The following is a 14,520-nucleotide window of genomic DNA, read 5'->3' as shown; positions in this document are numbered from 1 at the left end:
TCACACAATAAAAAAAATGTGCTCTTTGTCCGCTTAACAACCTGTTTTTCTGACGAATAGCACATTTTTTGTTCTATATCCTGTTTATTTTCTTTTTCCCTATCCAATTTTTAAATCAAAAATGGAAAGCTGATTGCTCTCCGGCAGATCGCCGAGCAGCCCCAGTTCGCCCATCACATCCAGCGTACTCCGGCTGACCTTGGCCCGCTGGGCAATATCATCCTTGGATATAAAAGGACCATCTTTGGCGGCCAGGGCCAATGCCTCCGCCGCAATACCGCCCATGCCGTCAATGGATGAAAACGGCGGCAGCAGCTTATCTCCTTTAATGGTAAATTTTATCGCTTCCGACTCGTATAGATCCACCGGAAGGAAGCTAAATCCCCGGGCATAAAATTCCTGGACGATCTTCATATCGCGCACCGTATCCTTTTCCTTGGCTGTCAGATTCGGATTGGCTTTATAAAGTTTCAGATTCTTGTCCAGTTCTTCCTTGCCCCGGCACATCAGCTCATAATCAAAGGCCGTGGCGCGAATCGTGAAGAAGGCCGCATAATAGGCCAGCGGATAATGAATCTTAAACCATGCAATACGGAATCCCATCATAACATAAGCCACCGCATGGGCTTTCGGGAACATATATTTAATCTTCTTGCAGGACCAGATATACCAGTCCGGCACATCATGCTCCTTCATCACCGCCTCAAATTCCGGCGTGAGCCCCTTGCCCTTTCGAACACTCTCCATGATTTTAAAGGACAGCTCCGATTCAACGCCCTTATTGATCAGATAGATCATAATATCATCACGAGTGCAGATGGCTGTGGAAATTTCCGCCTTGCCCTCTTTTATCAGAGTTTGGGCATTGTTCAGCCACACATCCGTCCCATGGGACAAACCGGAAATACGCACCAAATCGGAAAAGGCCTTCGGCTTTGTATCCCGGAGCATCTGCATAACGAACTCTGTACCAAATTCGGGAATTCCGAGGGAGCCCAGATCCGTCCCCCCGATATCCTCCGGTTTTATATGTAACGCATCCAGCCCATGGAACAGGGATAATACTTCCTGGTCATCCAACCGGATGGTTGTGGGATCCACCCCGGTAATATCCTGCAGCATACGAATCATCGTCGGATCATCATGTCCGAGAATATCCAGCTTCAGCAGGTTGTGATCAATGGAGTGATAATCGAAATGGGTCGTAATAATACGGGTTGTCTGATCATTGGCCGGATGCTGCACCGGCGTAAAGGAATAGATTTCCTCCCCCAAAGGCACAACGATGATCCCGCCCGGATGCTGCCCCGTTGTCCGCCGCACTCCAACGCAGCCGGAAGCCAGCCGGGTCAGCTCACAGCTCCGCTTTTCAATCTGATGATCCTCAAAATAGCCTCTGGCATAACCATAAGCCGTCTTTTCCGCCAGTGTACCAATCGTTCCCGCCCGGAAGGTCTGACCCTTCCCAAAGATAACCTCCGTATAATCATGGGCCTTACTCTGATACTCGCCGGAGAAATTCAAATCAATATCCGGCTCCTTATTTCCCTTAAATCCAAGGAAGGTTTCAAAGGGAATGTCATGCCCCTCTTTGGAAAGAGGCGTACCGCAGACCGGGCATATTTTATCTTCCATATCGCAGCCGGAACGGCCCGAAAAACTTTTTACATAATCCGAATCAAAATCCACATACTTGCAGTTCGGGCAGAGATAATGGGCCGGCAGGGAATTTACCTCCGTAATTCCGGCCGTAAACGCCGCAAAAGATGATCCAACCGAACCCCTTGATCCGACCAGATAACCATCGGCCACCGACTTCCACACCAGCTTCTGGGCAATAATATACATTACCGCAAACCCGTTGCCGATAATGGAATTTAATTCCCGCTCCAGCCGTTCCACAACGATTTCCGGCAGATTTTCCCCATAAAGGGCGTGAGCCTTATCATAGCAAATGGTTCGCAGCGTTTTATCCGAATCCTCGATCACCGGCGGACATTTGTCGGGGCGCACCGGAGAAATGCGTTCAATCTGATCCGCTATGTAATTCGTGTTGGTGATCACAACCTCCTCCGCCTTCTCCGCACCGAGATACATGAATTCTTCCATCATCTCTTCCGTTGTCCGGAAGAAGATCGGCGGCTGCCTGTCCGCATCCTCAAATCCTTTTCCCGCCATGATGATCCGGCGGTAAACTTCATCCTCCGGATTGATAAAATGCACATCGCAGGTGGCGCAGACCGGCTTATGAAACTGTTCGCCGAGGCGGACAATTTTCCGGTTCATCTCCATCAAATCCTCTTTCGACTGAATCTGAGGAATCTTTTCACTGTCTATCATAAAAAGGTTATTTCCGATCGGCTGAATTTCCAGATAATCATAAAAGTTGACGATCCGGGCAATCTCATCCGCCGGACGGTCATTCAGCACTGCCTGATACAATTCTCCCGCCTCGCAGGCGGAACCGATGATCAGTCCTTCCCTGTATTTTGCCAGCACACTTTTCGGGATCCTCGGCCGTCTCGCATAATAATCCAGATGGGACCAGGACACCAGCCGGTACAGATTGATCCGCCCGATATCATTCTGGGCCAATATAATAATATGATAAGTTTTTAATTTTTTTATGGCGTTGACCGACATCTGGCTCATTCCATTTAAGGTATCCAGATCCGTCACGCCCATGCCCTTCAGCCGGGCAACAAATTTCACAAAAATATCTGCCGTGGACTCCGCATCCTCCACAGCCCGGTGATGATTTTCCAGCGTTCCGCCGACCGCCTCCACCACCGTATCCAGTTTATAATTTTTCAGATTCGGCAGCATGCTCCGGGCCATCGCCAGCGTATCCACCACGGTAAACTCCCGGTGTATGTTCATTCTCCGACAGTTTTCTTTAATAAAGCTCATATCGAATTCCGCATTATGGGCCACCATAATACAGTCCTCGGAGAAAGCCAGAAATTCAGGCAATATATCATCAATGACGGCGGCATCCACCACCATGCCGTCATGAATTCCCGTTAATTTTTCAATTTCAAAAGGAATCGGCCGCTCCGGATTGACAAAGGTGCTGTAGCGGTCCACGATCTCGCCATGCTCTACCTTCACCGCGCCGATCTCGATAATGCGGTCATTTACCGCTGAAAATCCCGTTGTCTCAATATCAAAAACAACAAATTTACTGTCCAGACTCTGATTTTTTGAATCAAAGACAATCGGCTTCAAATCATCCACCAGATAGCCTTCCACGCCGTAAATCGGCTTGAAATCCGTCCCTTCTACACAGTGATTAGCATCCGTAAACGCCTGAACCACGCCGTGATCCGTTATCGCCATCGCCTTGTGCCCCCAGGCCATGGCTGTCTTGAGCATAGTTTTACAATCCGCCACACTGTCCATGTCACTCATAGTCGTATGGGCATGAAGCTCAACCCGCTTCACCGGGCTCAGATCCATCCGCTTTTCGGTAAAATCCGGTATCGTTTTAATACCCATAACCGAATTTAAAGCAATGCCATGGTCATATTTATCCATCACCGCCATGGCCTTCATGCGAACAAAGGCGCCTACTTTCAGATTAGAAAGCACCTGAGGCAGATATTCATTTTTTGTGAATACCTTCGCCGAAATGCTGTCCGTAAAATCCGTCACAGCAAAAATGACGATCGTTTTCTCATTTCGGATCTCTCTTGTCTCAAGCTGAATGACCTTGCCCCGGACGACCACCTCTCCGATCTCATCATTAATTTCCGAAATCGGCGTTTCATCCCCCTCAAAGGGCCGTCCATAAAATATATCCGGGTCGACAATCTTTTTCTTAACAAAGGTATTCTCTTTTTTAAAGTCTCTGGCCGGTTTCTGCTGTTCGGCCAGCTTTTCTTCCTTCTGCTTCACGGCCGCCTCGGCTTCCGCATAATTTTTAACGATCGTATCAACCTCCCGCTGGAAGGTCTCCTCCGCATATTCGGCCTGCCGACTCTTTCTCTCACGGACATATTCTACCGAAATATCCACGTAATAGCCAAATCTGTCCTGAAAGATTTTTAACAGCTTGTCCCGAATACTCTCTATTTTGGAGGCCGTAATAAAATTATCTTCGACAGTGAGGACCATTCTCTGAGCATCGATAAATTCCTTTTTGGCTTTATGGAAAATGTTGGCCTCCAGATCGCTGGAATCTTTCAGCTCTGCCTCAAAGCTGTCAAAATAAATCGACATCAGCCGCTCCGGCGTATACTGCTCCGACAGCTCATACCTGTCGATAATGTCCACATGAACATCGGTATTTTCAAAAAGCTGCCGCCGGATCTGCTCCTCCAGCTTTCGCATATCACTGTAGAACATCAGTCTCGGACTGCACAGATAAACGCAAATCCGGTTTTTTGCCTGACTGGCCGTCACCTTTTCAACAACAGCCTCTTCCAGTATATCCGCCATTCCCTTATTCAGTTTTAAAACAGGAAATACTTCAAAAAAAGAAGCCGCCATGTCTTATTCACTCCAGTTATCCAATGTCTCTTTAAGCGCCGCCAGCAATTCACCCTCCGGCACCTTTTTAATAATTTCACCTTTTCTTATAAGAAGTCCTTCGCCTTTTCCTCCGGCAATCCCCAAATCCGCTTCCTTCGCCTCGCCCGGGCCGTTGACAACGCAGCCCATCACCGCCACTTTCAAATTCAGATCATAGCCCTGAACCATATTTTCCACCTGATTTGCCAGTCCGATCAGATCAATCTGGGTTCTTCCGCAGGTTGGACAGGAAACAACTTCGATGCCGCCCTTTCGCAGCCCAAGGGTCCTTAAGATCAGCTTTGCCGACTTGATCTCCTCCAGCGGATCTCCGGTCAGAGAAACCCGTATCGTGCTGCCGATACCCTCATTAAGCATAATGCCGAGGCCCACGGCCGATTTGATATTGCCGGAGATCAGCGTCCCCGACTCAGTGATCCCCACATGCAGCGGATAGGCCGTCTTCTCAGCGATCAGTTCATGGGCTTTAATGCACATCATAACATCCGAAGATTTAATGCTGATAACGATTTGATCATAATCATAATCCTCGATCATTCCTACTTTATCCAAAGCGCTCTCCACAATGCCCTCTGCTGTGACCCGGCCGCCGTATTTTTCAATCAGCGATTTCTCGAGAGAACCGCTGTTGACGCCGACACGGATCGGCACATGACAGGCCTTTGCCTTATCCACGACCGCCTTCACCCGGTCAGCCGAGCCGATATTCCCCGGATTGATGCGAATTTTATCCACGCCGTTTTCCATCGCCGCAATGGCCAGCCGGTAATCAAAATGAATATCCCCCACCAACGGGATATGAATCTGCTTTTTTATATCTTTTATAGCCTCTGCCGCTTCCATCGTCGGCACAGCCACCCGGATAATATCGCATCCGGCTTCCTCCAACGCCAGAATCTGGGCCACCGTACTTTTCACATCTTCTGTTTTTGTATTACACATGGACTGAATGGCAATCGGATTCTTCCCGCCGATACAACATCCGCCAATTGAGATCACCTTTGTATTTTCACGAATCATGAAATATGCCTCCCCGCACTGCCGTGACTACAGCATCAATTTGTGTATATCATTATAAAGAATAAATACCATAAGCGCCATTAAAAAAGCAAAACCGATGGTGTGTACCCATCCTTCTTTTTCCGGCGGCAAAGGTTTGCCCCGCACCGCTTCCACAATCAAAAACAGGATACGGCCGCCATCCAGCGCCGGAATAGGAAGTAAATTGACCACGCCCAGATTGGCGCTCAGCAAAATGCTGATATTCAACATATTTAAAAGGACATCCAGCCAACCGTAGCTTCGTGCCTCCTGATAGGTATCATCGATCATATCCACAATGCCCACCGGCCCGGATAATTCATTGGCCGACACCTGCCCTGTGACAAGCTTTCCGAGACTCCGCGCTGTCGTCGTTATCCAATAGCGCACCTCAAAAACGCTGTATTTCAACGTGTCCAAGACACCCGTCTTCTCATAGCGTCCGCCATAAATCATCACTTTATAAGTGCCGTCCGAACTTAATTCCGGTTTCACTGTTGTCCGATAAGTCTCACCGTTTCGTTCCAGCACCATTTCCATCGGCGCGCCGTCCCCATTCATGAGAACCTCTGTCCGAAATTCCTTATATAAATGCACCTTCCGGCCATCGACTTCTTTAATGATATCGCCGTCGCGAATCCCGGCTTCCCAGGCCGGTCCGCCTTCCTCGACTTTATAAACCGACGGCGTATCATAGCCGACCATACCGACGAGGATCACCGCAAAAATAAACGCCAGAATGAAATTGAATACCGGCCCGGCCACAACAACGGAAAACCGCTGCCAGACGCCTTTGGAATTGAAGGAATTCTCCCCCGTCTCATCCGTATCCTCGCCCACCATGGCGCAGGAGCCGCCCAATGGCAGAGCCTTTACCGCATACACTGTCTCGCCCCGCTTAAAGCTGAATAAAATCGGCCCCATCCCCAGAGCAAATTCGGTGACGCCGATACCGTTTTTCTTAGCCAAAAGAAAATGACCAAATTCATGAAATAAAATAATAATGCTGAATACAATCAGAGCTACAATAATTCCCAAGCTACCACCTGCTTTCGATAAATTCATAAGCTGCCTTCTCCGTATCCAGAATCTCTTCCAGTGTCGGAGATTTTATTGCAGTGTGTTTTTCCATAGCCTCCCCTATAATTTCCGGTATATCTAAAAATCGAATTTTTCTGTCTAAAAATTTTGCCACAGCCCGCTCATTGGCCGCATTAAAGACGGTTGTCATGGAACCGCCGATCTCCAGCGCCTTATATGCCAGTTTAAGTCCCCGGAAGACTTCTGTATCCGGGGCTTCAAAATGCAGATCCCCCAGTTTAAATAAATCCAGCCATTCGCCTCCCAAAGGCTTTCTGTCCGGATAAAAGAGGGCGTATTGAATCGGCAGCCGCATATCCGGCGTGCCAAGCTGGGCAATGACTGCCGAATCTTCAAATTCCACTGCGGAATGGACAACACTCTCCGGGTGAACGACCACCTGAATCTTATCCAGCCCCACATCAAACAGCCACCGGGCCTCGATCACTTCCAGCCCTTTATTGACCATCGTTGCCGAATCGATCGTTATCTTGCGCCCCATCACCCAGTTTGGATGCTTTAAGGCATCCTCAACCTGCACGGAAGCCAACTCCTCAAGACTCTTTCCCCGGAAAGGACCGCCGGAAGCCGTCAGCAGGATCCGATGGATCTGCCCCCGGTTTTCTCCCTGCAGAGACTGGAAAATTGCCGAATGTTCACTGTCCACCGGCAGAATTTTGACGCCTTTTTCCTTTGCCAAAGGCATGATCAGATGGCCCGCCGTCACCAGGGTTTCTTTATTGGCAAGGGCGATATCCTTTCCGGCCTCAATGGCTGCGATCGTCGGCCGTATGCCGATCATGCCGACCACCGCTGTCAGCACGATATCCGCCGACGGTTCCGCCGCTGCCGCCAGAAGTCCATCCATTCCCGCCAGAACCTCCACCGGCATATCACTGACTTTTTCTTTTAATTCTCTCGCCTTATCCTCCCGGTAAACGACCGCCATCTTCGGCCGGAACTCCCGAATCTGTTCCTCAAGCCGTTCTATATTTGACGCCGCGGCCAGTGCCGTCACCCGAAAATCTTCCTTATAATGGCGCACCACATCCAGCGTCTGAGTTCCAATGGAACCGGTGGACCCTAAAAGCACTATATTCTTCATCTGTTTCTACCTCACTCTTACGCTCCAAAATAAACCGCCAGGAAATAAACGATCGGCGCCGTAAATAAAATACTGTCGAACCGGTCCAGCACGCCGCCGTGACCCGGGATCAGTTTTCCATAATCCTTGATGCCCGTATCCCGTTTGACTGCCGATGCCGTCAGATCGCCGACCACCGCAATGACGGCTCCCACGCCGCAGATTACACCGCAGGCGGCCACCGCATTGCCGAGGGACGGCAGATGATTTCCGGCCAGAGCGCCATAAGCCATACCCAGCAGGACGGCGCCCACAATGCCGCCGACCAGTCCTTCAATACTCTTTTTAGGACTGAGCTTCGGCGTCATTTTATGCTTTCCGATCAACATTCCCACACAATAGGCGCAGGTATCATTGCCCCAGGCGCTCAAAAATACCAGCGGAATGATAAACAGTCCGTCCGGCAGCTCCCGCACCTGATATAAGTGCATCATCAGCACAGGGACATAAATCAATCCGAAAACCGAAAAAGCGATTTGATCTGCCTTGTATTTCGGAAAAGTAAACACATAAACTGCGCAGATCACCAGAAATCCGCCGATCACCGCTATAAACGGATTCTGAGAAAACCGTCCTCCGGCGATCTCATGCAGAAGAAAGGCATATAAAACCGTCGTTATATAGCCGATCCATCCGGGAACCGTCCGCTCGATATTTATGGTTTTATAAAGTTCATATAAACCAATAAGCGACAACAGGGATACCAGTAAAAACCATATATTTCCCCCGGCCATAATCGTAAGCACGGCCACAATCACTAAAACAACGCCGCTGGCCAATCGTGTCCAGAACATAGTATTTCCCCCTTAAATGCCGCCAAACCGGCGTTCTCTTCCATTATATTGACGAATAGCCCGTACTAATTCATTGCGATTAAAATCCGGCCATAAGACTTCCATAAATACAAATTCCGTATAGGCCAGCTGCCAGAGCAGGAAATTGGACAGACGCTGTTCGCCGCTGGTGCGTATAAGCAGATCCGGATCCGGAATATCCCCCGTATCCAGATAGCTGTTAAACAATTCCTCAGTGACATCTTCCGACTTAATCTTACCTTCCTCGACATCCTTCGTCATGCGGACCATGGCTCTGCGCATCTCATCCCTGCTGCCGTAATTGATGGCAATCGTAAAATTCAACCCGGTATTCACTGCGGAGACCCGTTCCAGCTCTTCAATAGCCTCCCGGATATCCTGGCTCAGCCCGGTCTTATCTCCGATCACCCGGACTCTCATGTTATTTTTCGTCGTTCGCTTTATACAATCCTTTAAATAAGAACGGAGCAGCTTCATCAGCGCATCCACTTCCTTCTGAGGCCGTTTCCAGTTTTCCGTTGAAAAAGCATAGACTGTCAGATATTTAATGCCCAGATTCCAGGCGTCCTCACAAATCTGTTCCACCGTTTTACTTCCCTGAGCATGGCCGTAATTTCGCGGCATCATCCGTTTTTTTGCCCACCGGCCATTTCCATCCAGAATGATCGCCACATGATCCGGGACTTCCAAAAGTTCTCCATCGATTTCTCTCTGCATATAAAACTCCTTTATACTCAAATCTGCAATGAAGAGGAAGAGGCTGCCGAAATCCGACAACCTCCCTCTCTTCCTGTTTTATCGCGATGCGCTTATACAGTAAGCACTTCTTTTGTTTTTGTTTCAACTGCCTTATCCACCTCAGCGATGAACTTATCTGTCATCTTCTGAACCGCTTTCTCCAGATCATCCGCATCATCTTCAGAAATTTCCTTTGCCTTGCTCCATTTCTTTAAAGCATCGTTGGCATCACGGCGGATATTGCGGACGGCAACCTTCGCTGCCTCGCCTTTCTTCTTAACATCCTTGGCCAGCTCTTTACGGCGTTCCTCAGTCAATTCAGGGAACACAAGGCGGATCGCTTTACCGTCGTTGCTCGGAGTGATTCCGATATCGGAAGCCATGATTGCTTTTTCAATAGCTTTGATCAATTTGGATTCCCAAGGCTGGATCAAAATAATCCGTGCCTCCGGAACCGTGATATTGCCCACCTGCTGAATCGGTGTCGGCGTTCCATAATAGTCTACCACCAGTTTGTCCAGAACATGCGGATTTGCGCGTCCGGCACGGATGGAAATGTATTCACGCTCCAGGCTCTCCAATGTTTTTTTCATTTTTGTCTCATAAACTTGTATTCTTTCATCCATGTCTGATAATCCTCCCAAAATTATTTTATCATTCATCCACGGTCACATAAGTGCCGTTAAATTCACCATATAAAGTTTCTATAATACTGTCCTTCCCGTTCAGCCCGAAAACGACCATCGGCATATGATTTTCCATACACATAATTGTTGCCGTCAGATCCACCACCTGCAGCCGCTGGTCCACCACCTGTTGGATGCTGATCTCATCGTATTTCACCGCATCCGGATGAACCTTCGGGTCCTTATCATAAACGCCGTCAATGGCCTTTGCCAGCAGGATCGCATCCGCCTCAATCTCAATGGCTCTCAGCGTTGTCCCCGTATCTGTTGAAAAATAAGGATGCCCCGTGCCGCCGGCAAAGAAAACGACCTTTCCCGCGGAAAGGGCGGCCATCGCCTTATCCTTTGAAAACAACTCCGTGAAAGCACCGCAGACAAACGGCGTAAATACCTCGGTCGCCATGCCCAGCGTGCGGAAAACTTCTGAAACATAAATACAGTTCATCACAGTTCCGAGCATACCGATCTGATCTGATTTTGTCCGCTCTATGATCTTGCTGCTGTTCCGTCCCCGCCAGAAATTGCCGCCGCCGATCACAATAGCCACCTGAGTGCCCTTATCCGTGATCTCCTTCACCTGGCGTCCGACTTCCAGACATGTCGCTTCATCAAAGCCAAACCCTTTTTCCCCCGAAAGAGCCTCGCCGCTTAATTTCAATAAAATGCGTTTCATGTTTTTCATTTTAAACACCTCATAAATAATCTACCATAAAATGTCCATTTTTTCTACTATTATTTTACTTCTTGCGCTTTCTTTGCGATTTTTTTCAAATAGGGCCTTGAAAAACCAAAAAACATGGAATACATTAAATTTTATCAGTTAAATAAAAGGCAAATATCCATTGGGGTTATGACCGGAAAGGGACGAAAATAACCAAAATAGTGTATTTTTATGTATTTTTTTTGGTACATTTTTAACAATTGTTGAAAACCTCGCCAATTTCTGGTAAGCTAGACTATACCCTTTTGGGTATTATAACCATTTCACATTTTTAGCAAGGGGGAAATTACTATGGAAAACTTCCTTATGATCGTTCCTGTCATCGGAATTCTCGCCCTTCTTTTTGCCGTTGCGACTTCATCATCCATCGGTAAAAAAGATGCGGGTAATGACCGTATGAAGGAGATCGCAGGAGCCATCGCTGAAGGCGCAAGAGCCTTCCTTATGTCAGAATACAAAGTGCTCCTGATTTTTGTTATCGTTATGTTTGTTGTCATCGGTATCGGCCTGTCTAACTGGATGACCGCGATCTGCTTCCTTGTCGGCAGTATTTTCTCAGTTCTCGCCGGTTATCTCGGTATGGGAGCTGCCACAAAAGCAAATGTACGCACAACAAGCGCTGCAATGAACTCCGGTATGAATGCCGCTCTTTCCGTTGCATTTTCCGGCGGCAGCGTTATGGGTCTTGCCGTTGTAGGCCTTGGACTTTTCGGAATCAGTATTATCTATGTACTTACCGGAAATGCTGACATTCTTTTCGGTTTCAGCTTAGGCGCTTCTTCTATCGCATTGTTTGCCCGTGTCGGCGGCGGTATTTACACAAAAGCTGCGGACGTCGGCGCAGACCTTGTCGGTAAAGTTGAAGCGGGCATCCCTGAAGATGACCCTAGAAACCCTGCCGTTATCGCTGATAACGTTGGTGATAACGTTGGTGACGTTGCCGGTATGGGCGCCGACCTTTTCGAGTCCTATGTCGGTTCCATTATCTCCGCTATGACACTCGGTCTGACTTATTATGATCAGACAGGTATCATCTTCCCGCTGCTTCTGGCAGCCGGCGGTGTTGTTGCCGCTATCCTTGGTACTTTTGTCGTTAAAGCAGGCAATGCAACCAACCCGCATGCAGCTCTGAAACGTGGTGAATACGGTGCTACGGCAATCGTTATCATCATTACAGTGATTTTAAGCAAGACAATGTTCGGCAACTTCAATGTAGCCCTGGCTGTTATCGCCGGACTTCTTGTCGGCGTATTGATCGGTGTTGTTACCGAAATCTATACTTCCGATGAATATCGTTTTGTTAAGAAGATTGCTCAGCAGTCCGAAACAGGTTCCGCAACAACCATCATCAGCGGTCTCGCTGTTGGTATGCAGTCCACTGTTGTTCCGATTTTATTGATCTGCGTTGGTATCTTTATTTCCTACGAACTGGTTGGCCTTTACGGCATCGCTTTAGCAGCCGTTGGTATGCTGTCCACAACAGGTATCACTGTTGCCATTGACGCTTACGGCCCTATCGCTGATAACGCCGGCGGTATTGCTGAAATGTCCGGTTTGGATGAATCTGTTCGTGAAATTACAGATAAACTTGACTCCGTTGGTAACACAACTGCTGCTATGGGTAAAGGTTTCGCTATCGGTTCCGCTGCTTTAACCGCACTGGCACTGTTCGTATCCTACTCTGAGGCAGTTAAATTAAGCGCCATCAATGTTCTTGACGCCCGCGTTGTTATCGGTGTATTTATCGGCGGTACATTGACATTCCTCTTCTCCGCTCTGACTATGGAATCCGTTTCCAAAGCAGCTTATAAGATGATTGAAGAGGTTCGCCGCCAGTTCCGCGAGAAACCGGGTATCCTGAAGGGAACTGACCGTCCGGATTATACAACCTGTGTTGCCATTTCCACTCAGGCTTCCCTGAAGGAAATGTATGTACCGGGTATCATGGCTGTTCTCGTTCCAATCGTTATCGGTGTTCTTCTCGGTGTTGAAGCTCTTGGCGGACTTCTCGTAGGTTCCCTGGTTACCGGTGTTCTTATGGCCATCTTCATGTCCAACTCCGGTGGTGCATGGGATAACGCCAAGAAATATATCGAAGGCGGACATCACGGCGGCAAGGGAAGCGAAGCCCACAAAGCAGCCGTTGTCGGTGATACAGTCGGCGACCCATTCAAAGATACTTCAGGTCCATCAATCAACATCCTGATCAAATTGATGACTATCGTTGCACTTGTATTCGCACCACTCTTCCTTCAGATTGGCGGATTACTGTAATTTAAAATATTTTAAAAGCCGGGACAATCTTGTCCCGGCTTTTTTTGCACTTCTTTTCAGACACTCTGACTCCATACTTTCAATGCCTCCTGAGTCAAAGGACCGTTCAGCATTTTCCCTTTCAACAAAGTTGCTCCGGGACAGCTTGGCGCAAGTCTTTCATTGGTTTTTCCCATGCCGCTGCCTCCGGAAGTAGCAAATGGAACGATGGTTTTTCCGGAGAAATCATAACTTTCCAGAAATGTATTGATAATCGTCGGAGCAACATACCACCAGATAGGAAAGCCGACAAACACTACATCATACTGTTCCATCCCTTCCATTTTCCCTTCAATCGCAGGACGTGAAGCCGGATTATTCATTTCTACGCTGCTGCGGCTTTTCTTATCCATCCAATCCAGATCCGCACTGGTATAAGGAACCGCCGGTCTGATTTCAAAAAGATCTGCCCCGGCTGCCTCTGCCAGCTTCTTTGCCGCCTTTTCCGTGACACCGCTTGCTGAAAAATATGCAACCAAAATTTTCTTGCTCATAATCACTTCTCCTTTTTACTACTTTCATAAAATCATGACTTATTAATACCCAAAAGACATCGAAAATGTTCGATAAATTTTGTGACGGCCAAACTAAAGGGCTGCCCGCGTTTCCATGCCAGCACACTTGTTGATGTGAGTCGGGGAGTAATAGGCCTGTATGTAATCTTTGACTGATCCCAGAAAGGCAAAGCGCCTTCGATCACCAGCGAATACGCCAGTCCTCTCTTAACCATGATCGCACTGTTCGTACTCAAATTGCTGGTAAACACAATATTCAGCTTATCATAATAATTGCCAAACCAGCTTGCCAGCTCACTCTGAACATTCGTACGCCGCGGAAGGATCAAAGGCAATTCAGACAGGTCCTTTGCGGTTACAGCTTCTTTCTCGGAAAGCGGATCATCCGGGCGCATTAGGACTACCCATTTTTCTTTTATATCCAGGCGGATAAAATCATATTTCTCCATATCAATCGGTTCAAGCAGCAAACCGATATCCAAAAGGCCCTTGTCCATCTGCTCTTTTACCATATCTGCCGTGGCCGTAAAAAGATCAAAGCCGACCCGCGGATATTTTTTTCGAAAGGAACCGATCAATTCCGGAAGAAGCTGCACAGAGGCGGTTTCTCCGCAGCCGATGGAAATTCTGCCTTCCACCTGCTCTTCCTGCTCCACCAATTCCTTTTCCGTTTTATCCACAAGCTGCAAAATTTCTTCCGCACGGCGGCGAAGCAGAATTCCCTCATTGGTCAGCTTAATTTTTCTTGTTCCCCTGTCAAACAGCTTCACACCGATTTCTTCTTCCATCTGTGCGAGCTGGCGTGAAAGTGTCGGCTGCGTAATATGCAAAATTCCCGCAGCTTTTGTGATACTCTCTTCCCTGGCTACAGTCAGAAAATAACGAAGGACCCTGATCTCCATAAAAAATACCTCCCGTGGCTGACATTCTTAAC

At 48.1% G+C, this 14,520-nt stretch carries 11 protein-coding genes; 1 reads left to right on the top strand and 10 read right to left on the bottom strand.

Going from position 1 to position 14,520, the window contains the following annotated elements:
* Positions 1 to 99 precede the first annotated feature (99 nt).
* From ACMN7X_RS09420 to pyrH, 8 genes are all read right to left on the bottom strand, one after another.
* Complete coding sequence (locus tag ACMN7X_RS09420) at positions 100 to 4,491, bottom strand: PolC-type DNA polymerase III (RefSeq protein WP_418747210.1); 4,392 nt, start codon at positions 4,489 to 4,491, stop codon at positions 100 to 102.
* A gap of 3 nt (positions 4,492 to 4,494) precedes the next feature.
* Positions 4,495 to 5,553, bottom strand: coding sequence for a flavodoxin-dependent (E)-4-hydroxy-3-methylbut-2-enyl-diphosphate synthase (gene ispG, locus ACMN7X_RS09415; RefSeq protein ID WP_418747209.1), 1,059 nt, complete (start codon positions 5,551 to 5,553; stop codon positions 4,495 to 4,497).
* Between the two features lie 27 nt (positions 5,554 to 5,580).
* Positions 5,581 to 6,639 carry an RIP metalloprotease RseP gene (gene rseP, locus ACMN7X_RS09410; protein ID WP_418747208.1) on the bottom strand — a complete coding sequence of 353 codons (1,059 nt, stop codon included), beginning with the start codon at positions 6,637 to 6,639 and terminating at the stop codon, positions 5,581 to 5,583.
* Positions 6,614 to 7,759 carry a 1-deoxy-D-xylulose-5-phosphate reductoisomerase gene (dxr, locus tag ACMN7X_RS09405; RefSeq protein ID WP_418747207.1) on the bottom strand — a complete coding sequence of 382 codons (1,146 nt, stop codon included), beginning with the start codon at positions 7,757 to 7,759 and terminating at the stop codon, positions 6,614 to 6,616. Before dxr ends, rseP begins: the two co-directional genes overlap by 26 nt.
* Positions 7,760 to 7,776: 17 nt before the next feature.
* Positions 7,777 to 8,592 carry a phosphatidate cytidylyltransferase gene (locus ACMN7X_RS09400; protein ID WP_418747206.1) on the bottom strand — a complete coding sequence of 272 codons (816 nt, stop codon included), beginning with the start codon at positions 8,590 to 8,592 and terminating at the stop codon, positions 7,777 to 7,779.
* Between the two features lie 12 nt (positions 8,593 to 8,604).
* Positions 8,605 to 9,330, bottom strand: coding sequence for an isoprenyl transferase (locus ACMN7X_RS09395; protein WP_418747205.1), 726 nt, complete (start codon positions 9,328 to 9,330; stop codon positions 8,605 to 8,607).
* Positions 9,331 to 9,422: 92 nt separating this feature from the next.
* Positions 9,423 to 9,977 (bottom strand): ribosome recycling factor, encoded by a 555-nt coding sequence (frr, locus tag ACMN7X_RS09390; RefSeq protein ID WP_418747204.1) that lies wholly within the window; start codon positions 9,975 to 9,977, stop codon positions 9,423 to 9,425.
* Positions 9,978 to 10,005: 28 nt separating this feature from the next.
* The gene (pyrH, locus tag ACMN7X_RS09385) at positions 10,006 to 10,710 is read right to left on the bottom strand and encodes a UMP kinase (protein WP_418747253.1); all 705 of its coding nucleotides are present in this window, start codon (positions 10,708 to 10,710) and stop codon (positions 10,006 to 10,008) included.
* A gap of 339 nt (positions 10,711 to 11,049) precedes the next feature.
* On the opposite strand from pyrH, the gene ACMN7X_RS09380 reads away from it, so the two are divergent.
* Entirely contained in the window at positions 11,050 to 13,032 is a 1,983-nt protein-coding gene (locus ACMN7X_RS09380; protein WP_418747203.1) for a sodium-translocating pyrophosphatase, read from the top strand.
* Between the two features lie 56 nt (positions 13,033 to 13,088).
* On the opposite strand, the gene ACMN7X_RS09375 is transcribed toward ACMN7X_RS09380, so the two are convergent.
* Both ACMN7X_RS09375 and ACMN7X_RS09370 read right to left on the bottom strand, forming a co-directional pair.
* A complete protein-coding gene (locus tag ACMN7X_RS09375; RefSeq protein ID WP_418747202.1) occupies positions 13,089 to 13,565 on the bottom strand; it encodes a flavodoxin in 477 nt (158 codons plus the stop codon).
* 32 nt (positions 13,566 to 13,597) lie between these two features.
* Positions 13,598 to 14,488, bottom strand: coding sequence for a LysR family transcriptional regulator (locus ACMN7X_RS09370; RefSeq protein ID WP_418747201.1), 891 nt, complete (start codon positions 14,486 to 14,488; stop codon positions 13,598 to 13,600).
* Positions 14,489 to 14,520: the final 32 nt, after the last annotated feature.

It is taken from the genome of Frisingicoccus sp., assembly GCF_048388605.1.
Classification (GTDB): Bacteria; Bacillota; Clostridia; order Lachnospirales; family Lachnospiraceae; genus Frisingicoccus.
The sequence above is the reverse complement of the archived record's forward strand: the minus strand, read 5'-3'. Positions and strand labels throughout refer to the sequence as shown.